This is a genomic window from Vibrio sp. MOR3, from assembly GCF_001557775.1.
Taxonomy (GTDB): Bacteria; Pseudomonadota; Gammaproteobacteria; order Enterobacterales; family Vibrionaceae; genus Vibrio; species Vibrio jasicida.
On record NZ_LNRD01000001.1, the window covers coordinates 192,665 to 216,342 of the forward strand.

Genomic DNA, 23,678 nt, shown 5'->3' on the forward strand with positions numbered 1-23,678 from the left:
CTTTTAGAGTTTTTATTCTACAAAGTGTAACTGTGGGTGAAGCTACGTGCTACAAGGGCTGGCGGCGACGTAACCATACGAATAAGCTGCCAAGCGTCAGTAGGCCAAAACCGACAGAGCCACCATCACTGCCATTATTACCGAAGTCATTGCTTGTGGTGTCTTCTGGGTCAAACCCAGAGTCGCCTTGACTGTGATAATCTTCCCTTGCCGCTAAAGCAGCGTCGTAATTTGTCTTCGCCCCAGCACTGGTTTGGGCTTCTATCCAAGGGGTGTAATTGAGCACTTCAGTAAACACGCTTGGAATGGCAGGGGACTCACAAACCGATGAGCCGTAACTGACGATACCGATTTGTTGATAATTACCGCTACCATCTTGATACGTTAACGGGCCGCCTGAATCACCACTACATATCCCCGTGTAAGCTTGGTTTGGGAAGCCGTTCGCACACAAACTTTCTTGAGAGTTAAAACCTGAAACCAGTGAAGAACATTGTGAATCTGTAAGAGGTTGGATTTCTGCCCAGCGCAGGTAATTCGGTCCTGTCGCATCGTTGGTAGAGGTTTGACCAAGGCCAAAGATTTGGAACGCTGACCGGTTACTGTAGTCACCAAAGTCCTGTGGCAATGTGATGGATTGGACGTTGTCTGTGATAGGGCGAGTTAGTTCCAATATCGCGATGTCATTGATCCACAAGTTACTCGCGTTGTAATCGGGATGAATCGTGATAGCGCGTACGTCTTTGAATTCTTCAACAAACACATCATTCATGGTTGGGTTTTTGACTAAAACTCGAAGATCATCGATTGTCCAACCATCGGTAAACACGTCGGATTCGACACAGTGTGCGGCGGTCATGATGTATCTATCATTGACGATGGTACCACCACAGATGTTGGCAAACTGACTCGAGCCAGTACGGTGTAATATCAGGCGAGCAAAGAAAGGAAGTTGATTGGCAGTGGCTTGTTGGCCGCCAATAATAAACGTTTTTAAATCCGAGTCATTTGCACTGACTGCTTGTTCTGCGGAGCTTGTCATTGGCACAATGAGTAAAACGCCACTTATTAAGACATGATACAACCTCATAAAGCCATCCTTGGAGTTCAAAAGTACTTCTTTTACTTTATACCAATTCCGGCATTAATCTATTCATTACAGAAACGAATAAATTTCATAACGCCTATAGACGACGAAACGACGGGCTGCGTTCGAATTAGCTGAACTCTTGCCTCAACCAAGATCTCAACAAATGAAATGCCTCTTGTTTGAGCTTATGGGGTGGGCATACAAAGTAAAATTGTTGATAGGGGTTAGTGATTGGCTCACCCAATTCCACTAATTGTCCATATTTGATGTCGTCTTTCACAAACAAGCGATGTGTTACCAATAAGCCCAGCCGTCGAGTTGTGGCTTGCACAGCTTGAATCGACATGTTGAAGGTCATTGGTTTTTTGTTGGTAGGCCGCAGTAATCCTGTCTCTTCTTCCCAAACTTGCCAGTCGTGCTTTCTGCGATCGTTAGTGACTTCAATAATGGGGTAAGTTGATAGCAGTTGTTGAATGTCTCGATTATCAGGTTGCGCTAGTAACTCGGGGCTGCACACCAACACTAACTCATCTTCGCTCAACTTTTCACAATAGTAATCTTGCCACTCTTGAGGGCTGCCATGCACCACTGCGGCGTCAATGCCTTCCTGCTCTAAACGGAACTGCCCAATCAGATTGGATAGGCGGACATCTAACTGAGGAGCGAAATCTTGCAAGCTTGACATGCGTGGGATCCACCAGTGCAACGCAAGTGAGTTGACCATATTAAGTGTTATCCGTTTGGAATTTTGGTCGTGGATTAAGGCTTCGGTGGCATCAACGATTTGTTCGAGTGCCGGAGCTACTTTTCGGTAGTATTTTTTGCCTTCATTATTGAGGCGAACTTGGCGACCAACACGATCAAATAAAGGTTTGTTGACTTGGTTTTCTAGAGATTTAATGGCTTGGCTAACAGCGGAATGGCTAACAGAGAGCAGTTGAGCCGCCTCTGTCATGCTGCCAGTCTCTGCTACAGCAACAAAGGCATAGATCGACTTCAATGGGACTAATCTGCGCATAGTGTCTTCACTCCTATTACCTTTGTAGTTAGCGGTAGGTTAACTCTCAATCTGTAAGTTTTTCTTACATTAGCGTTTAAAATAACTCGCTATTTATGATTAATGCCTTTGCCTAAAATACTCCATGAATTAAGGAGTATCCAATGAACGTAGAAAACAAACCCATCGTCTTCATGTTGATGTCTACATTAAGCTTATCTGTTACTGGTTTGTTAGCAAAGCAGCTTAGCAATGATTTTTCGGTCACCATGTTCAGTTTTTTACGCTTCTTTACTCCAGCGCTCATTCTGTTAGTGATGCTAAGGTTCAAAAGACTGAGGCTACCGACAGCCAGTACGTTTAAACCCATTTTACTTCGAGCTTTTTGTATTGGGCTGTGTCAGCTTTGTTTTATTGCCTCGTTACAAACGCTAACTCTTGTTGAAGGCGTGGTCCTTTTCGCTACTGGACCACTGTTTATGCCAATCGTCGAGAAGCTATTTATGCGCGGTCAGATACGAATATCGACCATAATGGCACTTGTTATGGCATTTACTGGTGTCATTCTGTTGGCAGGCTCTGATGGTGAGTTTACATGGCGAGTCGACCTGTTATTGGGCTTGGCGGGTGGTTTGTTTAACTCGGGTTCGCAGCTGACACTTTATAAAGCCAGTAAGAGCGGCATGTCGCCACTAGAAATCAACTTCTGGACGTTCGGTTGCGCTGCTTTACTGATATTACCGCTGGTGCTCTTGAATGATTCAAATGTTTTATTGCACTCGCTTTCATTACACGAATTTGAAACACCGAATACATTGCTTGCCTTTTTGATGTCTATTTTGATCATCAATACACAGGTATTTCGTTCGAAGGCGTATCAGTTAGCTAGTAGTGGCTCTCAACTTGCACCGCTTATTTTCACCAATCTACTGTTTACCGCAGTGTGGCAATGGATGTTTTTCGATGACCAAATGAGCCACAGACAAATATTCGGAATAAGCCTTATTGTGCTGGCAACGATATTAAACACATGTTGGGTTCGGTTCTCTGCACGATCGATACCTTCAGGGCGAAGGACAGAGTTATCAAAATCACATTAAAAAACGGCAGCGTCAGTCTGCCGTTTTTATTTAATTGTTTTGGTTTCGATTAAATATGATGACTTGTTTACCTTTCTTGTAGGAAAACAGGTCATTTTTTTATTTTATGAAGATAAATAGATAAGTCTTTTTCTGTCATATAGTTAGATTTTAATCGTGAGTTTACCGGGGCTTTAAGGGTCGTACACTTTCCATTTATAACGTAGGAAACGTCTGAACTGAAGCTGAGATTGTTTTTTCTTTAATTAAATGCTGATAGTTTTACATCATGTCTTATCGGTTACGCCAGATAATATCGACATATAAAATGCAACGAGTTAGCATTTTATAATTAATGTTTAAAAAAGTGCTAATTACCATGTGTTAAAAACTGGAAAATTGTCCGTGAGTTCAAAAACAATGCATGAATTCAGTTAACAAAAATATCTAGTGTTAATTCGGTTTGTTTTCTTTTCAAAAAATAGGATTAAGGAAAGTATTTATTATGAAGATCAATAAATTGGTTGTGATCGTAGGTTCATGTTTATTTACTTCTTCTGTACTTGCTGCATCTGCCAATACCATCACTTTCCAAGGTGAGGTAACAGATGAAACATGTACAGTTTCAGTTAATGGTGAAAATGCTTCTCCAGTTGTGCTTTTGGAAACCGTGCCAAAGTCAGCGCTAGCAAGCAGTGGTGACACTGCTGGTGCAACGGAATTTGAGGTCTCGATCTCTGGCTGTACTGGTAACGCTGCAGGTGTGCCAAACATTTCAACGGTGTTTGTCGGCAACCAAGTAACAGGCAACGGTAACCTCGGGAATACGGGCAGTGCGACGAATGTAGAACTGCAAATTTTAGACACAACTGGCTCTACGATTGACCTTAAAGGCGGCTTTAAAGGTAGCAATGACCTCGCACTTGCCTCCGGTGAACAAGCAAACAGTGCGACGTACAAAGCACAGTATTACGCAACAGGTGCTGCGACGGCAGGTACGGTGAACGCGTCACTTCAATACGCGGTTTCTTACCAATAATCAGTGTTGGGAGAGAGGATTACCCCTCTCTCTAACCAAGCCAAATAACGAGGTGATAATGTTTTTGCGATTTTTTGTTGTCTTTATCACGTTAATTTTCGGCTTCGCTGCCCATGCCAATATTGTCATGACGGGAAGCCGAATTATTTACCCTGAAGGTGAACCCTTCGTTAACGTTTACCTAAAGAACAAAAGCAAAAATGTCTTTATGGTTCAATCTTGGTTTGAGAACGAAGATGGGTCCAAAGCGACACAAAATGATGTGCCATTTGTTGTGTTGCCACCATTGGCGAAAATTGAGCCACAACGGGGTCAAACGCTAAGGATAATCAAAGGGGTAGAAAAAACACTTCCCCAAGATCAAGAGTCAGTTTTTTACTTTAACTTCTTACAAATTCCGTCTAATGCCGCCATCGCTGAAGTGGCAGCAAGCAGCAATAAAATTGTGGTAACAGTAAAGCACAAAGTGAAGTTGTTCTACAGGCCAAAAAAAGTAATTAATTACAATAGAAATTGGAAAAAAGACTTTCAAGTTCAGCTCATAAATTATCAAAATGGAATCGCAAAAGTTAGGCTTATTAATAAGCAGCCGCTGCATGTATCTTTGTCTGGAAATGTTTTTATAGAACATCTAGGAGAAAAGTGGTTATCTGAAGCTAAAATGATATTACCAAATTCATATCAAGATTTTACGTTCAAAAATTTAAAAATTAAAAAAGGTGATAAAGCCGATTTTTTAATAACAACAATCAGTGACCAAGGGGCATTAATACCTAAGCGTTATTCCATTCAGTTTTAAATGTTAAGTTAGCTTTGGTGAGTAATATGTTGTTCGGCAAACGTTCGTATTTTATTTTTTCGCTTGTTGCTGCAATGTCTACTGTAGCGGAAGAGCTCGCTTTTGATCCTTCACTATTCCACGGTGATGTAGATATTCAAAAGCACATGTTATCTGGCGATACACTAAATGGGTACTCGTTTGATGATGGGCACTTAGTTGATTTGTATGTCAATGGTGAAATGGTTCTCCAAGGGAGCGTTGTTGCTGCTCGCATGAATAAAAGAACTGAGCGCAAGGAGCCTTGTTTTTCTGCCCAACAACTCAAATTGATCGGGCTTAAGCTAGATGACAAAGCGAAAGCAAATCTTGGTTGTCAGCTTTTGTCTGACGTTGCACCAATGGTGAAGTGGAAGTATAACGAATCAAGCTTTCAAATGAATTTGGATATCCCACAAGCGGCGATGGAAAGTAAACCTCGTGGTTACATTGACCCTGAAAAATGGGATGAGGGTATGACGGCTTTGTTTGTGCGTCACAACACAAATTACTACCACAATGAGTACAAACACGCAGAAGACAGTGATTACCTTTACAGCAACTTAAAAGTTGGGATGAATCTGGGCTTGTGGCAATTTCGTCACGATGGTTACTTTCGCTATTTGGACAATGAGACAGAATATACCTCGTTGAATACGTACGTTCAGCGTCCTATTTCTTCAATCCACAGTTCATTGTTGCTTGGCGAGTCGTATACCAATGGCTCCATTTTTGGCAGCTTGTCATACATCGGTATTAAGTTATCAACGGATCAGCGCATGTGGCCGCAAAGCCAGTTGGGTTATGCACCGGAAGTTCGTGGTGTCGCTGCCACTTATGCTCATGTAGTGATTAAACAGCAAGGCAAAATCATAAAAGAAACCGACGTACCACCCGGCCCTTTTGTTATCAGTGATTTGAACGATACCAAAAGTGATGGTGAGTTAGAGGTGGTCATTCAAGAAGCTGACGGTAGCGTAAGTTCTTTCAACGTACCTTACTCCTCGGTGCCTCTCTCCGTACGCCCTGGACAAATCATCTATAACACGGTTCTCGGTGATGTTAGAGGGTATGAAGACGTTAGCAATTGGTTTGCTGAAGGCTCTATCCAGCAAGGTGTAAACAACCGGATCACGCTTAACTATGGTTTGCGTATGGGGAAAGATTATCAAGCGTATCTGGCTGGTGGTGTCGTTGCGACGCCAATCGGTGCATTTGGCATGAACAGCATCTATTCATTTGCGCGTGTGTATGAGGAAGAAGAATACCAACGTGGGTGGCAAGTCGAGATGAACTATGGCCGCTCGTTTGATACTGGCACCAACTTTTCATTGCTCGCCTACCGTTATTCTTCAGAAAACTACAAAGAGTTGGAAGACGTTTTGGGCTTGAGAAAACAGCGAAAAAACAATAGCGATGAATATCAGTCTCAAACACTCAATCAAAGAAACCGTCTTACTTTGTCTTTGAGCCAATCATTGGAGAAATACGGTACGGTTAACGTTAGTGGTTCTCTAGTGGATTATTACGATGGTGAAGAGAGTATCGATTACCAAGCTACCTACAATAATCATTGGAGAAATGTGTCTTACAATATCAGCGTAGGACGTCAGTTTTATCACGAAGAGTTTGGCGAAGGTGATTATGAAAATACCGTAGCATTGAGTGTGTCACTTCCGTTCGACTTCTATGACCGTTGGTCGACGTTTGGGTTTAACTATACCCATAGTAAATCGAGTGAATCAGCGACGGCCAATGTATCGGGGACGCTCGGTAAAGATGCGCCAGTTTCTTATTCTGCCTACGGGGGGCGAGAAGGGAATAGCAACACTTACGGAGGAAGTTTGTACACTAGAACTCCTTATGGTGGCGTTTCGCTTTCTTCTGCAAATGGCGATGATTACAACCGTGTTTCAGCGGGTATTTCAGGAACGATGCTTGTGCACGATGGCGGTGTCACCCTAGGTCCTTATACCAATGATTCATTTGCTTTAATTGAAGCGAAAGGTGCGAAAGGTGCCAATGTAATGAATGGACAAGGTGCAAGAATCGATGACTCTGGCTACGCGTTATTGCCTTCGTTGATTCCTTATCGTTATACCGATGTGTCCTTGAAAAATAATGGGTTAAGTACTGGTGCGGAAATTAAAACCGGTAGTCGGAAAGTCGTGCCGTATTCTGGTGCCGTCGTAAAAGTGAAGTTTGAAACGTTGAAGGGAAAAGCAGTGCTGATCAATACCGTGCTCGATAAAGGGGGGATTCCTCCAATGGGCGCAGATGCTTTTGATCAGCAAGGGATAAAGATCGGCATGGTTGGGCAAGCTGGTCAGGTGTACGCCCGACTAAAAGAGACCAATAATGAAGTGATTTTACGTTGGGGGGCAGGGAATGAATGCAGCATCAACTATACCCCGCCGAAATCGGACCGAGTACTTCTCTTAACCGAACAAACCTGCATGATGAGGTAATTATGAAATATTCAATATGGAGCCTTTGCCTATCTATCTGGTTTGTGAGCATGTCTGCTTTTGCTACCTGTACAAAGTTGAACACAACGAACCAAGGTTATTTATCAAGCGAGGCAATCAATGCTGGTTATTATGTAAACAATAACTTTACTGGTGCTGCAGATGGGTACTTTGGAAACTATGGTTTACCTGGGGTAATTAATATCAACAGTGGCAGTCTTTTTCAGCCGGATGGCAGCGTTATTGCGACTTCAACGGCTTCGTTTTTAGGCTCAGCAAACCGAACGCCTTATGGCGATAAGCAGGTTTTATTTCGCTGCGACTTAACCGATAAAAACGATCTTTGGGAGTATTACTCAACAAACGGAGACGACAACTATGCTGGACGAAATGAAGTTCCGAGCATTTCAGGAGCATACTATTCTGACTATCGTTATGCCGCCTTTCGTCTGACTAATCTTGCAACAGGTGAGTACTATTCCCGCTATTGGAAAGCGAGAAAGCTTAACCCTGATGGCATGTTTCAAGACAGCAATTACATCTATGTACACGCAGGAGTGTTCAGTGATGTCAGCGTAGAAGTCATCAAAGTAACCAGCGGGGCGGGTAATTACGGGTTGAACTATGGTCGTTTTTCTCCCACTCGTAACGGTGTACATGGTTATATTGCATTTAAAGGTGGCGGTCGAAGTTCTGGCTTGACTGTCGGCTGTGACCATGGTGGCGGTTGTTACAGTGGATGGTATGGAGATTATCCGGGGGCATGGGGGTGGGCGAATCAGCTTACGTTTATTCGTGGTGCGTTTTGTCAAGTTTCAGATTACACACCGCACGTACTCTTCCCTACGATGACTGTCGATGCGCTAAATAGTGGTGAATCATCAAGGTTGGCGTTTAGCATCGGTTTACTGTGTGAACTTAATGCTGCATCTGGCACCACATCTAACACAAGTACCAGCCTGACAGCGACACGTCCGATTGCGATCGGCTTATTGGTGAACTCTGCCAACGCAGTCAGTAAAGCTGAGCAACTTGGGCTAAAAACATCTGCGGGCGGTTTAACGTATTTGTTAAGCAATGAATACGGCAATCCAGGCGTAGCTCAGGGGGTCGGGATCAGAATATACGATAACTCTGGGTCTCCAATGAATCTGTTGCCTAGTCGTACGACTGGAACGGGTAATGCTGGCGGATGGTATGGCTTTAAAGAGGTCACACAATTGGAATCATCCAATGCATCTTCTGAATCCTACCGAGGTCACTTTACGGCTTCTCTAGAAAAACTCAGTGGTGAAACTGTTACAGCAGGAACTGTGTATGCCCAAGCGCAAATCATTGTCAGCTTTCAATAAGTTCACTTGGTTACTTCTCAGTATTGTTTTGGTTTTTTCGATGTCTTCTGTTCATGCTGCTGTCGATATAGATCGAACTCGTATTGTCATCAATGCCAATGACTTAGAAAGTGACTTTACCCTCGCGAATTCTGGTGAGGATAACGTACTTCTTCAATTATGGTCGGACAAAGGTGACCTCACTGTTTCTCCATCGGATGAGGAGACACCATTATTCGTTATCCCTCCTATTTTTAAAATGGCGCGGGGAGAAGTGCGATCAGTACGTTTGTTACTGAATCGAGCTGATTTAGATTTTGAGGATCGTGAAAACTTACTTTGGTTAAATATCTTTCAAGTGACGCAGGTATCCGAAGAGGCAATCACTGCCAATGCTCAGCAGATTATGTTGCCTTTGAGACTTCGTTTAAAGGTGCTTGTTCGTCCAAAAGGTATCGAAGCCCCAGGAAAAAATGCGTATTCACAACTGCGTTTTGTGCGCGCAGGAGAAGGTTTGAAGGTGGTGAATCCGCTGCCTTGGTTTGCAAATTTTTTATCGATAAAAGTGGGTGACGATACCCATGAAAGAATCACTATTGCACCTTTTTCGAGCGTCACCTTACCGCTAGGTCAACGCCTAAATACACAACAAATACAGTTCGACATCATTGGAGATGACGGAAATACAACAAACTATAAAAGTACCTTAGTTAATTAGCATTTAAGTGGTGGATTTGTGAGTTACAACTTTGAAAGGGAGTTAGCTATTTGGTTAAAAGAAAAATCAATCACGAGGAAAGAACTTATCGCACTATTGCAGCAAGCCCATTATGAGGAGTTTAAAGGGCTAGATGTCATCACCTTAAGTCGATGGTTAAACGGCAAAGTGATCCCACCCTTGTATAAGCAGTTTTATATCGCACGATGTTTAGATGCCGACTTGGTTGAGATAATTCTTAATTTAGATGAAGACGAACACAAGAAGCCTGCGCGACATTCCTCAGTGTTGGCGAGTTTAATAAAAGCGTTTGATTTTTCTTTAACAGCACTCTCTTACTTTAAAGTGCCAGAGTCTATTCGAAGTGAAATTCGTTCACAAACCTATTACGAACACCTTGAGGTTTTTAAAGATTTTTATAGCAATGTTTCTGCCATTGAAGGTTTTGTTGGGGACTTGTACGCGATGAAAACGGATATTAAGTACAAATGTATTTTATTGCAGAATAAACAAGACTATATTGTTGGTCATTGGGCTGGAATTTTGAACTTAGAGAAGCTGAACAATCTACCTTCATTCATTAGTATCCCTGAAAATGAGTTGAAGCAAAGTTGCCTGGTTAAGTTAGGACACGCGATGAACTCTACTCACTTCTTTGAATTAGTAATTCAAGCTATTTGTTATTACTTACTTTATCTTTATAAGACAAAGGATTACGTCTATATCTTTATTGCTGGATATCCGATTCTTGAGTTTGCAAAGAAAGTATTTAATGCAAAAGAGGTAAAGTATTACCCGCCTACAGATAGTAGCCAGAAGGTGGGCTTGTATTTGGTTAAGTTCGATATTATTCGTTCCATTTCCAACCCCATTTTGACTCCAAAGATTAAAAAAAAGCTGCAGTGTTTACAAGAGTGTGATTCTAACGTCTGCAACCTTTGTAACTTGCGTCAGTTTTGCTCCACCCAGTCAAAATCTTGTCCGGTTTAGGCTTATAAGCTCACGGCAAGCGTTTTGTACAAGAAGCCTTGTAGCCCCCAAGCTTGGATACTATTCTCGATAATCTGCATTTGCTCTACCTGAGTTTCGACGCGCTCAATTATTAATTTTGTGCGCGTCTTTTTACTTAACTCAATCACCTTACTGTAATGGTCTGCTTCATTAGAGTGTTCCACTTTAAGAAACTGATAAAAGCCAGATAAAAGTTCTTTTTCTCGAAAATCAGAATCTAAGTCGTAGTCGTCAGCTGCTAACATAACCTTCTGTTTTTGTAGAAACTCAAATCCTTTTCTTATCTCAGAACAGCTTTTACATGAATTTCTTTCTGTAATTTCTACAACTAAGTTAGCTTTTAGCTCCTCTAAGCTCTTCTTGAGAATGACGATATCGCACAGCAGATATTTGTCACAAAGATTACTGCGCTCTAGGTTAATGAATAGATGTTTTCCTTTAAAATCATCAGAGTAACGATTGATGTAACGATCTAGCCTTGCAACTAACGCACGACTCATATGAGGATATTTGATCTCCCTAGAGTATACCTCGTCCGTTGCTTGTTTAGATAGAGTTTTGGGATCAATTAGCACTTCGAAGCCCAAGTTATTACCTTTAATATCAACGATTTCTTGTAATTTATAATTGATATCGATAAGACTTATACCGTTGCTTTTGTTTAAGTAATCTTCAATTAGAAAACACATGTTTTATTTTTCCATTTTCTTGAACATGATGGTGATAAACTCCATCTCTTCATCAGAGATAAGAGGCTCTTCATCAACCAGTTCTTTCCTTCTAAACTCGATAAAGCCTTTAATTTCCCGCAACTGCTCCGGCTTCATTTCATTAATGCATTGTTTTATATATTGAAATTCACCGTTTTTTAAGCCGTTCATGTTTTGTCCGTTGTTAGTGCTTCGCTTTGTTTCTATCTCGATCCATATGGCGAAGTTTAATGAAAAGCACCAAATATTGAGTTGGCAGAGTTGTATTTATTATGCAGCGACTGCTAAATGTCGCCTTCGTGGCTCCTTTGCATGCGAACTTGCCCCATTGATGTCGGGCTTCGCAATTCTTCTTCTGGTTACAACCGAATTGTTTGATTTTTAATCAGGATGAACTAGCGTCAAGAAAGTAGCTAAGGGAGAGAACATGCTGACTTTAAATTATCACGTCGAGATTGCAGCCACGCCGCAGCGCGTATGGAGCGTGCTGACGGATATCGAATTGTACAAACGATGGGCACAAGCTTTTTCACCGCAATCTCAATTTGATGGCGACTGGGAAGAGGGAGGGGATATTACCTTTTACGACCCAGACATGGGGGGGACTCGGGCAGTAGTGGACACTGTTTTGCCACTGCATAAACTTGAGTTTCATCATGTTGCCATCTTCAACCCAGACAATAGGCAGCAATTAGACGCTGACTTGGCTTCTAAGTGGATCGGATCACGGGAGATCTACCAGATCGATGTGCTGCAAGATCGCTTGTTGCTCAGTATCACCATTTCTACCCATAGTGATTTTGTGTCGATGTTCAATCATGGTTGGGAGAAAGCATTGCCGCTGATTAAAACGATCTGTGAGGAATAAGATTAGATTTCGTCCCAATATTGGGCTGACGATCACTGACATGTGGGTATACAATAGCCGCCAATTTGCGCACCAAGAGAGTTGATGATGGAATTTAAGGTTGATACCCACACGCACACGTACGCCAGTGGCCACGCTTATAGTACGTTGATTGAAAACGCTAAATCGGCAAAAGAGAACGGGCTGGATATGTTCTGCACGACCGACCACGCGGAATCAATGCCGGGTGCGCCTCATTACTGGTTCTTCTCTAACCAGAAAATTCTGCCTCGCTTTCTTGAAGGCGTTGCCATTATTCGCGGTGTTGAATCTAACATCATGAACACCAAGGGTGACATCGATATTCCAGATAGCGTTGATCGCAACTTGGATTGGGTGATTGCTAGCTTTCATGAGCCAGTGTTCCGCCCAGCAGATAGTGCTACGCACACTGAAGCTCTGTTGAACATCATCAAAAACGGTCGCGTTGATGCGCTAGGCCATTTAGGTAACCCCAACTTTGACTTCGATTTTGAAGCTGTACTGAAGTGCGCTAAAGAGCACAATGTCGCGATTGAAATCAATAACACCACATTGAAAGGTAACAGCCGTGTTGGCAGCGTAGACCGTTGCCATGAGATTGCCCAAATCGGTAAAGAGCTCGGTGTCTTCTTCACCACAGGCAGTGATGCGCACTTCTGCCACGATGTGGGTAACCTGAGCTTGGTGGGTGAGTTAATGGATAGAGTCGGCATCGATAGTGGTAAAGTTATTACGCACTCAGCACAACAATTCTTAGCCTTCTTAGAGCTGCGTGGCCGCACGCCAATTGCAGAGTATGACGAGATTCGCAACGCATAAACTTGATTACATTTTTGGTTATGCAAGTGTTAAGGGATTGCTTTACACTGCTGGCATTAAAAAGCCGGCTCAGAATTCGGCATTCAATGGAGAAGTGAAGATGTTACGTCCTTTAGTGTTGGGGTGTGTCATTGCGTTAGGCTCAACGTACGCAATGGCAGAAGCCGTCGACTTAAAACAAAACATGAAGCAGATGAAGATGGAATTCAAACAGGCGGCAGAAGCGTCTGATGTTGAAACCATGAAATCTGCGATTGATAGTTTGCAAGCGATCGTTGAACAATCTAAGCGTGGTAATTACCCACCAGAGAAGTTCGATATCTACTTAGAAGGCTTTAACAAGCTGACGGTAACGCTTGATAAGATTGAAGCGGATCTTGATGCAGGCAAGCTAGAAGAAGCGAAAGACCAACTGCGTGAAATCGATAGCCTTCGTGAAGAGTACCACGACAAACGCAACCCAAGTATCTGGAGCAAACTGTTTAGCTAACCGTTTATCCAACTTGAAGAAATGACCATCAGCCTGCCACTTCGGCGGGCTTTTTTGTGCCTGTCAATCGAGGTATTCAAGAAAACCTGTGAGGTAGCAGCCACTTATTGATCCTGTTTTTGAGCTACCACTCAGAATTGGTTACGCTGTGTGAAATTTGTTAAGTCACCGTTATGCGTAGATTAATTCCTTTTTACCGCTCGATGTTATTTGCTAGTGCTCTCAGTTGGGTGCTAGTGACGCTGATGCCTGTTATCAATGCTCATGGTAACAGCATGGGCGTGTGGGCGACGCTATGTACGCTTAACGGTTTTGAATTGGTTCAAATAGAAGAGGGTGACAACTTTGTCAGCCACAAAGGTAAGCCTTGTCCGTTTAGCCACTTCTCGACTTTTCATCACGATACACTTCCAACGACACCGATACTTTCAAGACAGAGCTTGGTGATTTCTGACAGCTACGCTTTTTTGGCTCTAAGTGTGCGATTTGAAACACCAGTTCCTCGAGCGCCGCCAGTTTCTCTTTTCTCATAACAAAAACCATTACACGATACCCAAGTAACCTCGAGATGCTTGGTTCAGCGAGAATGACTTGGTTTGTAGACGCGGCGGCGATTTAAAGGTCTAGTGGGTCTAAATCAAGATATCGACAACAAAGTATACAAGCCAAGGCAACTCGCCCTTCGGGAGCGTGTCATTGCTCCGATTGCTGCTTCAAACAACTTGGAAAGAGTTGTCTATTACACAGCGTTGTTTTCTTTGCACTCGAATCAATGACAACGCTCTGAATCCAGCATCTTGAAGTCACTTGGGTATATAGTCAGCAACACTGCCACTTCGAGCAGTGGTACTCCCGAATCTAAGTCAAATAGCGCCGCATACGAATGCGTATGTGCAGGATGCGTTTGGCTGAATTTGGGTGTTCAACAATGAAAAAAGGAAAATACACATGTTGAGAAACTCGGCAAAGCCTCAACTCAAGGAAGCCTCACGCGCAAAATCCATCTACTTTATGACGTGGCGATGGCACTTTTACGCAGGTTTGTTCGTCATTCCATTTATGCTCATTCTTTCCCTCACGGGGTTGGTGATGTTGTTTGATGATGAAATCGAACTGGCTCGATACGAAGCGACATTACAAGTTTCACCACAAGAGCAAATGGTTCCTGTCTCTGCACAATTGGAAACCGTAAAGCAGGCGTATCCCGATTTTAATGTCACTCAATTTGTACCTGCTAAAACGGCCGATATTGCCAACCGATTCTCGATTCAAAACCAAGAAGGCAGCTCGCTGATTGTTGCAGTAAATCCTTACACAGGAGACGTACAAGGCACCATTAACCGTAGTGATAGTATCTATGAACTGATGAACAGCATTCACGGCACGTTGCTCATCGGCGACCTAGGCGACCGTTTAATTGAAATCGCCGCAAGTCTGGGGATTTTGCTGTTGGTGTCTGGTTTGTTCCTTTGGTTACCGAGAGACAACGCCAGCCGCGCCGGCTTTTTGAAAATTCGCCTTAACAATGGCCCTCGAATTTTGATGCGTGACCTGCATGCGAATTTAGGTGGTGTGCTGTCGATTGTTTTGTTGTTCTTTTTGATTTCAGGTTTGTCGTGGGCAGGGATCTGGGGCGCGAAAATGGTGCAAGCTTGGAATACCTTCCCAACCTATTACACATGGGGTGAGAAACCGGAATCCACACTGACACACAAAGATCTTAACCACGGTGCTTCAGAAGAAATGCCATGGAACTTAGAGCTTGCTGCTGTGCCAGAATCGAAAGATAAGCCTGCTCATGATCATGCCAATATGAAGGAAGAGGTGGCATATGCAGGCAGCCATGATGCGCTCTCTATTGATGATATCATCCTCAAGGCTGAAATGATGGGCTTTACTGGCTATAAGCTGTTTTTGCCACGTTCTGAGACGGGCGTTTATACCGTTGCAGCTAACTCTATGGGCGGCGATATTTCCGACCCGAGGCAAGATCGCACCAGTCACTTTGACCAATATTCCGGTCGCTTGTTGGTGGATGTAACGTGGCAAGATTACAGTTTGTTTGCCAAGTTCATGGCGGCAGGTGTGTCACTGCATCAAGGTGATGTCAGTGTGCTTAACAAAGTGCTCAACGTAGTGTTCTGTTTGGCGCTCATCTTAATCTCAATCACAGGCGTGGTGATGTGGTGGATTCGTCGTCCTAGTCGCAGTGCTGCATTGGGTGCGCCATCTAAGTTTCAGCAAGACGGTATTTGGAAGCTTGGCTTAGTAACGTTGGTGATATTGTGTCTGGCGTTCCCGATGGGCGGTTTGGCGATTGTTACCGTTCTCGCACTGGATTGGCTGTTGTTCAACCGCGTTGAGAAGCTGAAAACGGCGTTGAATTAGTAACAGACAAAGAATGGAATAGTAAAAGAGCCAGGGACGTACTGGCTCTTTTTATTTCTGGTAAATCTCTAGCGGCAAGCCATCTGGATCTTGGAAGAAGGTAAAGGCTTTGCCTGTGAATTCGTCAATACGAATTGGCTCAACTTCAACGTCATTCGATTCTAGGTAGGCTTTCACTTGTTCAACATCATCAACCAAAAACGCGAGATGTCGTAGCCCTTGTGCTTCAGGAAAGCTCGGTCTCTCTGGTGCGCCCGGAAAGCTAAACAGTTCCACTTGGCTGCCGTCAGGTAAAGCGAGGTCAAGCTTGTAGGAGTCTCTGGTTTCACGATAGTTTTCAGCAATGACTTTCAATCCCAACACTTCAGTGTAAAAGCGTTTTGACCTGAAATAATCGCTGCAAATGATCGCGACGTGATGAATGGCATTAAACATGGTTAGCCTCCTCGGAGACTAAATGCTCCTTAACGAAGTCGATAAACACGCGCAGACGAGCAGGCATGTATTTGGTTTGTGCATACTGCATCGCGATAGCACCGTGGTAGTTACTCTTGATCATCCAATCCGGTAGCACCTCCACCACTTCACCTTGCTCTAACGCGTCTTTGATCACGAAGTCATGGAAGATCCCAATTCCCAAGCCAGACTTAACCCCGTTCAAGCGCATTTGAGAGTGGTTGACGGCATAACGGCCACTCACAGCAATCGAATGGAACGCTTCTTCTTTAAAGAACGACCAGATGTTGTCTTTGTCGTTTTCTGCAAGGTAAATACAGTCGTGCTGTTCAAGCTCGGTTGGGTGAGCTGGCATACCGTGCTTGGCGAGGTAATCTGGAGAAGCACACAACACCAGATTGGTCTTGCTGATCTCTTTGAGTACCAGATTCTCATCGGGCTTGTCGGTGAGCTTAAACGCAACATCGATGCCTTGGCGAAACAGATCAATCTCACCATCGGCAGCACGCAGTTTGAGCTGTATATTTGGGTAGCGGTCTAGAAATGGCAGCACAAATGGCTGAAGCACGGAATTAAGAAAGGCTTCGGGAGCCGCCACTGTGAGAGCTCCAGTGGGCTCAGCATGATCTTCCGCAGATAGCTCAACGGCTTGCTGCGCGGCATTCACCATTGCGATGCTTTGGTCGTAAACCTTTTGCCCAGCTTGAGTGATGATCAACTTACGAGTCGTGCGCTCAAACAGTTTGACCGAGAGGGCTTGTTCCAACCGTGTGATCAACTTACTTAAAGCCGATGGCGTTACGCCGAGTTGTTTAGCAGCAGCGGTAAAACTGCCTTCGTTTACCACCAAGATAAACGAAGCAAGATCAGGAAGTAGGGCAATGAGTTTTGGATTAACCATAATTGTTCAGTTCTGCGCAGCGGAATAACGATATTGTCTGGTACGGTTTCACGAGGTTCAAGTGTCACCGTCTCGCTTTAACGATATTTTGCCAAAAATGCATTGAGTGCAGGCAAGCCAGATTCACCAGTATGGTATTGCTGCCAACAGTGATAAATGGCCGTTTCGTGGTCTGCGATCAACTCGATAGCTTCTCGTTCAGCGATTGAATACTGCTGTGAAGCTCTCACTTCTTCATGCCACTCTCGATACTTGACCTCATAAGGTTCTACCCACTTCAGAAGAGTCGTCACCAACTCTTGCCATGGTAAACCAATCCACTTGGTTGCATCTGCTAAGCCTTTATCCAGCATCTCTTGGTGTCGACTTTCGATATCCATGCCATCTGTTAGCAGTACAGGTTTGAGCTTTTCTGCGGTGAGCTCTTCCACTTCAATCAAGGTTTGCCACAGCGTTTGTTGTTCACTTTGGGCGTAATGGCTCAAGTAGTGGTTGAAAAAAGCGATGCCGTAGATTTCGCCATAGTAGGCAGACAGAACGTTATCAATCATGGTGAGAATCGTGATTTAAACAGAGAATACCGCATTGTAGGAGGGGAGCACACGCAGTGTAAATAGCTGATTAACAGTAAAAATCGCTGCTGACAGAATTCGAACAGAACTTGTGAGAATTTTATGAGAATTCGATGAAGTTGCTGATAGATTTACTCTTCATTCTTAGAGGCAAGAACGCAAAACGTTCGAAACGTAATGCTTAACCTACTCAAGTCACGAACAAAGAAGTACACATGGGCTTGGGTAGTTCAACCCTCATTAAAGGATGGAATCACAATGAAAAAACGTACCCAACTCGGACTCGTCATGACTTCAGTCGCTATGGCACTAGGCTCTGCATCAGTGAATGCGGCGGAATTGGAAATCACCGTGACAAACGCAACCAAAGGCATCTACTTTACGCCTCTTATTGTTGCTGCACATGGCTCTGACCTTCAAATGTTCAGAACGGGTCAAGCAGCAACACCAGAACTAGAAGCAATGGCAGAAGGCGGTGATATCTCTGGTCTTGCTAGTGTGATTGGTAACGCTGGTGGTGCGGTGGTTGAGAATCCTGCTGGTGGCATTTTGAATCCGGGAGTTGCAACCACCTTCACCTTGGACAGTGGCGACCACGGTTATCTTTCTTTGAGCGCGATGCTGCTGCCAACCAATGACGGTTTCGTCGGTCTAGATAGCTGGAAGATTCCAACGGAAGCGGGTACATACCGAGCAACGCTAAGAAGCTACGATGCCGGTACAGAAGCGAACGATGAACTTGCGTCTAGCATGCCAAACCCACCTTTCATTACCTTTGGTACTGGCGGCACAGGCGTTGAAGCAACGGTAACTAACGACAAAGTTCACGTGCATCCGGGTAACCTTGGTGATAGCGACCCAACCGGCGGCATCAGTGACCTAGACAGCAGCAGCCATCGTTGGTTAAACCCAGTCGCAACCATCACAATCGTTGTGAAGTAAGGGGGATGTATGAAATACAGAATCTTACTAGTAGCAGCTTCAGTCGGCTTGCTCGCCGGTTGTCCAAGCGATGATGATAATGACGTAGTGAAATCGTACCGTTACACCGTCAACGTGGCGAACTTGACTGCGAATCAACCTATGTCTCCGCTTGCGGTACTCACTCACAATGGTGACTACCAACTGTTTGAAATTGGCCAAGCGGCATCTGTTGAACTTGAGCATCTTGCCGAAGGCGGTAGTAACGCCGAGCTGATTGAATTGATGAACAGCAATGACAGTGTCTATCAAGGTATTTCGGGTAATGGATTGGTGTTGCCTGGCGCATCGGACGAAGTCACCATCACGGTTGACCCTAGTCGTTACGGTTACTTGTCTGTGGCGTCTATGTTCGTGAATACCAACGATGCCTTTGTTGGCGAAACGGGGCTATCGCTCAAATCGCTCGCAGTGGGTGAAAGCTATGAAATGAGCATGAACGTTTGGGATTCGGGTACAGAGCTAAACGATGAGCTTGCCGCAACCATTCCGGGCCCAGCAGGTGGCGGTGAGGGTTTCAATGCCGCTCGTAATGACAGCAGTGACGTTGTTGCCTTCCATGCGGGTGTTATTAGCCAAGATGATGGATTAGCAAACTCAGCACTCTCTGCGAACCATCGTTTCTTGAACCCAGGTGCGAAAGTCACCATCACTCGAGTCGAGTAACACAGGCTCCGATGACGTCTCCTTTCCAAAGCGCTTGTAGCCGAGCGCTTTATCCCTCATAGCGTCATCGGAACCTTTTTTGAAAGAATTTCTAATTTGTTCCGGTCATGTGCAAAGTGAGGATACTCGAAGGCAAGGAAAGGACCATGGAACAACAGGCAATCAATTTAGTCGCGAACATCTTGTTGGTGGAAGATGACGATGATTTGGCAGAACTGGTTCAGATGCATCTCAAGTTTCAAGGACACCAAGTGTCGCGAGCCACAAATGTCGCTGATGCGAAAGCGCAATATCAGCAACAACCCTTTGATTTATTGATCCTTGATCGAGGTTTACCAGATGGTGATGGCCTAGATATCTGCCATTATTTGCGTCAGCAACAAGATTGGAGCCCAGTGCTTATGCTGACAGCCAGAGACGGTGAAATGGATAAGGTTGACGGTTTAGAAGCAGGCGTTGATGATTACATCACTAAGCCATTTAGCGTATTAGAATTTCAAGCACGAGTGCGAAATGTGCTACGCAGAGTCAGCCAAACCGTAGAAGCCAAAGTAGCAAATGAAGTCCTCGATGATGCGATGGATTTTGGTCCGCTGAGAATTATTCCGGAGTTGCACCAAGTATCCCTAAACGACAAAGACGTCACTCTTACCGCGACGGAGTTTACTTTGCTGCAGTTTCTCGCGACTCGTCCGGGTAGAGTCTACAGTAAAGATGAATTGCTCGATCACGTATGGAACACCAGTCATTCTGGTTATCACCACACTGTGTGTAGCACCGTAAATCGCCTACGCAGTAAGTTGTCTTTGTCTGACTCTGAGCATCACTTTATTCAAACGGTCTGGGGCGTGGGGTACAAGTTTCAGCCACGACAATAACTTTTCTCTTTCAGTCATCAGTGCTGTTTAAGGAGGCGATAGGATGAGCTTCAAATCTCGCTTAGTGGTATTTACTAGCTTGTGGTTCTGCCTCGCAGCGGTGGTGATTGCACTGACTTACAATTGGCAAAAAGAAACCATTGAGTTACGTACTAAGCAAAGCCTGCATAAAGATCTAGCTAGCCACATGCGTGACGACAATCCGCTGATGATCGGGACGGATTACAACCCTAAAGCGCTCAAGTCGATCTTTCATACGCTCATGCAGATCGGCCCTGATTTTGAAATCTACTTCCTCGATAGCCAAGGTAACATCACCACTCATGCAGCACCAGAAGGGGCGGAGATCATGGGAGCGGTGGATCTCAATCCCATTAAGCAATTCTTAAATGACCAACCCTTTCCTATTTTGGGTGAAGACCCACGCAATCGTGGTGAGTACAAAGTCTTTTCTGTCGCGGCGATAGAGGAATTAGGCTCTACGGTCGGTTATCTCTATGTGGTGATTGGCAGTACCCGACATGACGCCATTGCCAATGCTCAAGTCGATACCCCTTACATCGCGCTGGCAGGATTGGTCTTAGTTTCCATTTTAGGCTTTGCTCTTGGGGCTTATGTGCTGGTAAAACGCAGCTTACTGAATCCCATTGAGCGCGTAACCAATCAACTTGAACAACAAGCCGAGCATGACTTCCGCCTACAACCTGATTTTACTCGCCAAGTGCCAGAGCTCGTACCGATTGCGCACTCTTATCAGATGATGGCGAAGCACATTCAGCAGCAGTTTTTACAGTTGGAGTATCAATCGTCTCATCGTCGTCAAAGCTTGTTGCAACTGAGTCATGATCTGAAAACGCCGTTATCGAGCGTGCTTGGTTATTTGGAAACGTGGCGCTTGCAACATCCGGAATCCGATCCTTTGATTGACGTCGCTTTCCGAAATTGTGAGAAGCTCTCTACCCAATTGCATTCGTTACTTGATGCGGCAAGAAAAGAAGCGCCAATGCCGAATTATGAATATTGCCCTGTCGAGCTTAGCGCTTTAATGGCCGAATGTGCTGAGACAATGCAAAGCCAGTTTTCACGAAAAACGGTAGAACTCAAAGTTGAAGTGGAAGATAAGATTGAAACTGTCGGCGATAAAGGGTTGCTAGAGCGTTTAGTGCTTAACTTATTGGAGAATGCACTCCGTCACAGCCCAATTGGTTCAGCAGTGCATTGCCAAGCACATTTGAGTGAAGATAAGACTCGAATTCATTTTACCTTCATTAACCATATCGAAAAGAATGCTGAAGGTGGCTCTTTGGGCATCGGCACGAAGATTGTGCAGTCTATTTTGATGCTGCACCATAGTTACCTAGAAACCAGTGTTACCCCTTCTCAGTACCAACAGCGATTTACCTTGCGAGCCGTATCACTTCCGTCTTCGGGCGCTTAGCTTAAAAGCGCCTTACTTTCATCGACCTTCTTTATCCTGCTATCTTTTGGCGTGCATAGTGGCCTTATTTATTTCTCGGACAATGATTCAATTGATTTGTTATTTGGATGGCACTTTAATAATTGTAATGAATGAACCTGAATTTGTTACAGATTTAACGTATTCAATTTAAATATTAACCTTGGCGCCCAAATTGTGATGAAAATATTACAACGTTTATTTTTGCGCGATTCAAAGATTATAAAATGCGCCATCTTTTATGTTTGTGATAAGTGTTTCAATGAATATTTTATTATGCTCATAGTTGTTTATTGTAAAGGGGTTAAATTGTTGCTTATATCATCATATGAAATGAAAAAGTGGAACTAAAGTCACTTAATGGCAGCTGAAAGATCTAAACTATCGGGTGATGAGGTAATAATGGTTTAGTAACAGATAGTTACGGATTCATAATTAATAATATGGCTAAACTTCCGACAAGGATCGAAAAGATGAGCGACAAGGAATCTATTCAGACTAATCGCAGCCGCCGCAATTTCTTAAAAGGTGCAACTGGTGCAGTTGTGGCTGGCGTCAGTGCTTCCGCATTTTCCGGTACAGTTCAAGCAAAAGAACCGAAAATTGATTGGAGCAACAACGGACTAGGTAGAAAAAACGACAAACGCTTCTGGCGTAAAGTACAAAAGCAGTTCGTATTGGATAAACGAACGACTTACATGAATATCGGCACGACAGGTTCGATGCCAAAACATGTTTTAGAAGGGTACGAAGACAACAATAAAATCGTTGCTAAGTACCCGTGGGACATGAAAGACAAGTTTGGTGCTTGGCCTCATGTTTCTGAAATGGTGACGCAAGTTGCGCCGGGCTTTGGTGCTAACCCAGATGAAATCATTCTAAGCCGCAACACCACCGATGGCTTATGTTCTATCATCAATGGCCTGCATTTTGAGCCAGGTGATGTCATTCTAACGACTCACCATGAACACGTTGCTGCAACGTCACCAATGAACGTGGCAAAACATCGCTTTGGTGTGGACGTGGTAGAAATTCAGCTTCCGGTTTTCACTGGTACAGAAAACGTCACGGAAGAAGATTACATTCAAGCCTTCCGCGATGCGATTGAAACCCACCACAATGTGCGCCTTATTGTGTTCTCTCATATTACCTACAAAACCGGTACGACTCTCCCTGCTAAAGCTATCTGTTCTTTAGCAAAGCAACACCGCATCCCAACGTTAGTTGACGGCGCGCACACTGTTGGTATGTTCGACCTAGATTTTCACGATATGGATTGTGATTTCTATGCAGGATCTGGCCATAAGTGGCAGTGTGGTCCAGGTGCGACAGGTATCTTGTATGTACGTGATAACGGTAACCGTTTAAATGAGTACTGGAGCGATCGTGAAAATCCATTGTGGTTGATCAACTCATCGCTTTCTCATGCTGATTACCTAGGCAAACAGCTACAAATGCAATACATTGGTAACGATAACTATCCGTCAAAACAAGCACTTGCTGATAGTTGTAAAATGTGGGATGAAATTGGTCGTGACCGAATTGAAGCACGCATTTTAGAATTGAGTGACCAATGTAAAACGCTGCTTAGTGAAGCGTTACCTTATGCGAAGATGTACTCACCAAACGTGGAAGGACTAACCAGCGGTCTGACGACCTTTAACCCGTTTGATGATGTGACGGATGAGGAACGACTAACATTGTTCCGTGATCGTCTTCGCGAGGACTATGGTTACATCATTCGTACGACAAGCTTCAAGTTGTACAAAGACGATTCGTTTGAAACGCATGCGCTGCGTATCTCTACTCACTTGTTCCACGATGAGAGAGATGTAGAAGGGTTAATCGAAGCGATTGCAGACCTGTACTACTCGTTCTAACGCTGTTGTTAAGTATCAAAGCGCCCTTAATTGGGCGCTTTG

At 44.1% G+C, this 23,678-nt stretch carries 24 protein-coding genes; 17 read left to right on the forward strand and 7 right to left on the reverse strand.

Annotation, left to right across the window (positions count from 1 at the left end):
* Positions 1–49 precede the first annotated feature (49 nt).
* Complete coding sequence (locus ATB76_RS00975) at positions 50–1,090, reverse strand: serine protease (RefSeq protein ID WP_061034416.1); 1,041 nt, start codon at positions 1,088–1,090, stop codon at positions 50–52.
* A 127-nt stretch (positions 1,091–1,217) separates the two neighbouring features.
* Entirely contained in the window at positions 1,218–2,108 is an 891-nt protein-coding gene (locus ATB76_RS00980) for a LysR substrate-binding domain-containing protein (RefSeq protein WP_061034417.1), read from the reverse strand.
* A gap of 143 nt (positions 2,109–2,251) precedes the next feature.
* Here ATB76_RS00980 and ATB76_RS00985 point away from each other — a divergent pair, with 143 nt between their 5' ends.
* The 7 genes from ATB76_RS00985 (at position 2,252) to ATB76_RS01015 (ending at position 10,529) form a co-directional block, all read left to right on the forward strand.
* On the forward strand, positions 2,252–3,187 hold the full coding sequence (locus ATB76_RS00985; protein ID WP_061034418.1) for a DMT family transporter: 936 nt from the start codon (positions 2,252–2,254) through the stop codon (positions 3,185–3,187).
* Between the two features lie 484 nt (positions 3,188–3,671).
* On the forward strand, positions 3,672–4,205 hold the full coding sequence (locus ATB76_RS00990) for a fimbrial protein (RefSeq protein ID WP_038868397.1): 534 nt from the start codon (positions 3,672–3,674) through the stop codon (positions 4,203–4,205).
* A gap of 58 nt (positions 4,206–4,263) precedes the next feature.
* Positions 4,264–5,004 (forward strand): fimbria/pilus periplasmic chaperone, encoded by a 741-nt coding sequence (locus tag ATB76_RS00995; protein ID WP_042601226.1) that lies wholly within the window; start codon positions 4,264–4,266, stop codon positions 5,002–5,004.
* A 26-nt stretch (positions 5,005–5,030) separates the two neighbouring features.
* Positions 5,031–7,490 carry a fimbria/pilus outer membrane usher protein gene (locus ATB76_RS01000; protein ID WP_061034419.1) on the forward strand — a complete coding sequence of 820 codons (2,460 nt, stop codon included), beginning with the start codon at positions 5,031–5,033 and terminating at the stop codon, positions 7,488–7,490.
* A 2-nt stretch (positions 7,491–7,492) separates the two neighbouring features.
* Positions 7,493–8,842, forward strand: coding sequence for a fimbrial usher protein StbD (stbD, locus tag ATB76_RS01005; RefSeq protein WP_038868400.1), 1,350 nt, complete (start codon positions 7,493–7,495; stop codon positions 8,840–8,842).
* Positions 8,808–9,539 (forward strand): fimbria/pilus periplasmic chaperone, encoded by a 732-nt coding sequence (locus ATB76_RS01010; protein ID WP_038868401.1) that lies wholly within the window; start codon positions 8,808–8,810, stop codon positions 9,537–9,539. The genes stbD and ATB76_RS01010 overlap by 35 nt, the downstream gene beginning before the upstream one ends.
* Positions 9,540–9,557: 18 nt before the next feature.
* Entirely contained in the window at positions 9,558–10,529 is a 972-nt protein-coding gene (locus tag ATB76_RS01015) for a hypothetical protein (RefSeq protein WP_042601225.1), read from the forward strand.
* A gap of 2 nt (positions 10,530–10,531) precedes the next feature.
* Here the strand turns inward: ATB76_RS01015 and ATB76_RS01020 are convergent, their stop codons facing one another.
* Together ATB76_RS01020 and ATB76_RS01025 are read right to left on the reverse strand one after the other, a co-directional pair.
* Positions 10,532–11,239 (reverse strand): EAL domain-containing protein, encoded by a 708-nt coding sequence (locus ATB76_RS01020; protein ID WP_061034420.1) that lies wholly within the window; start codon positions 11,237–11,239, stop codon positions 10,532–10,534.
* Positions 11,240–11,242: 3 nt separating this feature from the next.
* Positions 11,243–11,431: a hypothetical protein gene (locus ATB76_RS01025; RefSeq protein WP_061034421.1), complete on the reverse strand. Its 189-nt coding sequence runs from the start codon at positions 11,429–11,431 to the stop codon at positions 11,243–11,245.
* Between the two features lie 256 nt (positions 11,432–11,687).
* Between ATB76_RS01025 and ATB76_RS01035 the strand changes: the two genes are divergently transcribed.
* From ATB76_RS01035 to ATB76_RS01055, 5 genes are all read left to right on the forward strand, one after another.
* The gene (locus ATB76_RS01035) at positions 11,688–12,128 is read left to right on the forward strand and encodes an SRPBCC domain-containing protein (RefSeq protein ID WP_038868406.1); all 441 of its coding nucleotides are present in this window, start codon (positions 11,688–11,690) and stop codon (positions 12,126–12,128) included.
* Positions 12,129–12,215: 87 nt separating this feature from the next.
* The gene (locus tag ATB76_RS01040) at positions 12,216–12,968 is read left to right on the forward strand and encodes a phosphatase (RefSeq protein ID WP_038876396.1); all 753 of its coding nucleotides are present in this window, start codon (positions 12,216–12,218) and stop codon (positions 12,966–12,968) included.
* Positions 12,969–13,068: 100 nt separating this feature from the next.
* A complete protein-coding gene (locus ATB76_RS01045; RefSeq protein ID WP_005436021.1) occupies positions 13,069–13,458 on the forward strand; it encodes a cytochrome b562 in 390 nt (129 codons plus the stop codon).
* A gap of 173 nt (positions 13,459–13,631) precedes the next feature.
* On the forward strand, positions 13,632–13,991 hold the full coding sequence (locus ATB76_RS01050) for a hypothetical protein (protein ID WP_081094880.1): 360 nt from the start codon (positions 13,632–13,634) through the stop codon (positions 13,989–13,991).
* 415 nt (positions 13,992–14,406) lie between these two features.
* Complete coding sequence (locus ATB76_RS01055) at positions 14,407–15,846, forward strand: PepSY domain-containing protein (RefSeq protein ID WP_061034423.1); 1,440 nt, start codon at positions 14,407–14,409, stop codon at positions 15,844–15,846.
* 51 nt (positions 15,847–15,897) lie between these two features.
* Here ATB76_RS01055 and ATB76_RS01060 read toward each other — a convergent pair whose 3' ends face one another.
* The 3 genes from ATB76_RS01060 to ATB76_RS01070 all read right to left on the reverse strand — a co-directional run bounded on the left by ATB76_RS01060 (position 15,898) and on the right by ATB76_RS01070 (position 17,754).
* On the reverse strand, positions 15,898–16,281 hold the full coding sequence (locus tag ATB76_RS01060) for a VOC family protein (RefSeq protein WP_038876390.1): 384 nt from the start codon (positions 16,279–16,281) through the stop codon (positions 15,898–15,900).
* The gene (locus tag ATB76_RS01065) at positions 16,274–17,203 is read right to left on the reverse strand and encodes a LysR family transcriptional regulator (RefSeq protein ID WP_061034424.1); all 930 of its coding nucleotides are present in this window, start codon (positions 17,201–17,203) and stop codon (positions 16,274–16,276) included. The genes ATB76_RS01060 and ATB76_RS01065 overlap by 8 nt, the downstream gene beginning before the upstream one ends.
* A gap of 77 nt (positions 17,204–17,280) precedes the next feature.
* Positions 17,281–17,754 (reverse strand): hypothetical protein, encoded by a 474-nt coding sequence (locus ATB76_RS01070; protein WP_042601220.1) that lies wholly within the window; start codon positions 17,752–17,754, stop codon positions 17,281–17,283.
* A gap of 279 nt (positions 17,755–18,033) precedes the next feature.
* On the opposite strand from ATB76_RS01070, the gene ATB76_RS01075 reads away from it, so the two are divergent.
* The 5 genes from ATB76_RS01075 to ATB76_RS01095 all read left to right on the forward strand — a co-directional run bounded on the left by ATB76_RS01075 (position 18,034) and on the right by ATB76_RS01095 (position 23,636).
* Entirely contained in the window at positions 18,034–18,717 is a 684-nt protein-coding gene (locus tag ATB76_RS01075) for a spondin domain-containing protein (RefSeq protein ID WP_005384002.1), read from the forward strand.
* A 9-nt stretch (positions 18,718–18,726) separates the two neighbouring features.
* Positions 18,727–19,422, forward strand: coding sequence for a spondin domain-containing protein (locus ATB76_RS01080; protein WP_042601219.1), 696 nt, complete (start codon positions 18,727–18,729; stop codon positions 19,420–19,422).
* A 146-nt stretch (positions 19,423–19,568) separates the two neighbouring features.
* Positions 19,569–20,300: a response regulator transcription factor gene (locus ATB76_RS01085; protein WP_061034425.1), complete on the forward strand. Its 732-nt coding sequence runs from the start codon at positions 19,569–19,571 to the stop codon at positions 20,298–20,300.
* Between the two features lie 43 nt (positions 20,301–20,343).
* Positions 20,344–21,738 carry a HAMP domain-containing sensor histidine kinase gene (locus tag ATB76_RS01090; protein WP_061034426.1) on the forward strand — a complete coding sequence of 465 codons (1,395 nt, stop codon included), beginning with the start codon at positions 20,344–20,346 and terminating at the stop codon, positions 21,736–21,738.
* Between the two features lie 491 nt (positions 21,739–22,229).
* Positions 22,230–23,636 carry an aminotransferase class V-fold PLP-dependent enzyme gene (locus ATB76_RS01095; protein ID WP_039975774.1) on the forward strand — a complete coding sequence of 469 codons (1,407 nt, stop codon included), beginning with the start codon at positions 22,230–22,232 and terminating at the stop codon, positions 23,634–23,636.
* Positions 23,637–23,678: the final 42 nt, after the last annotated feature.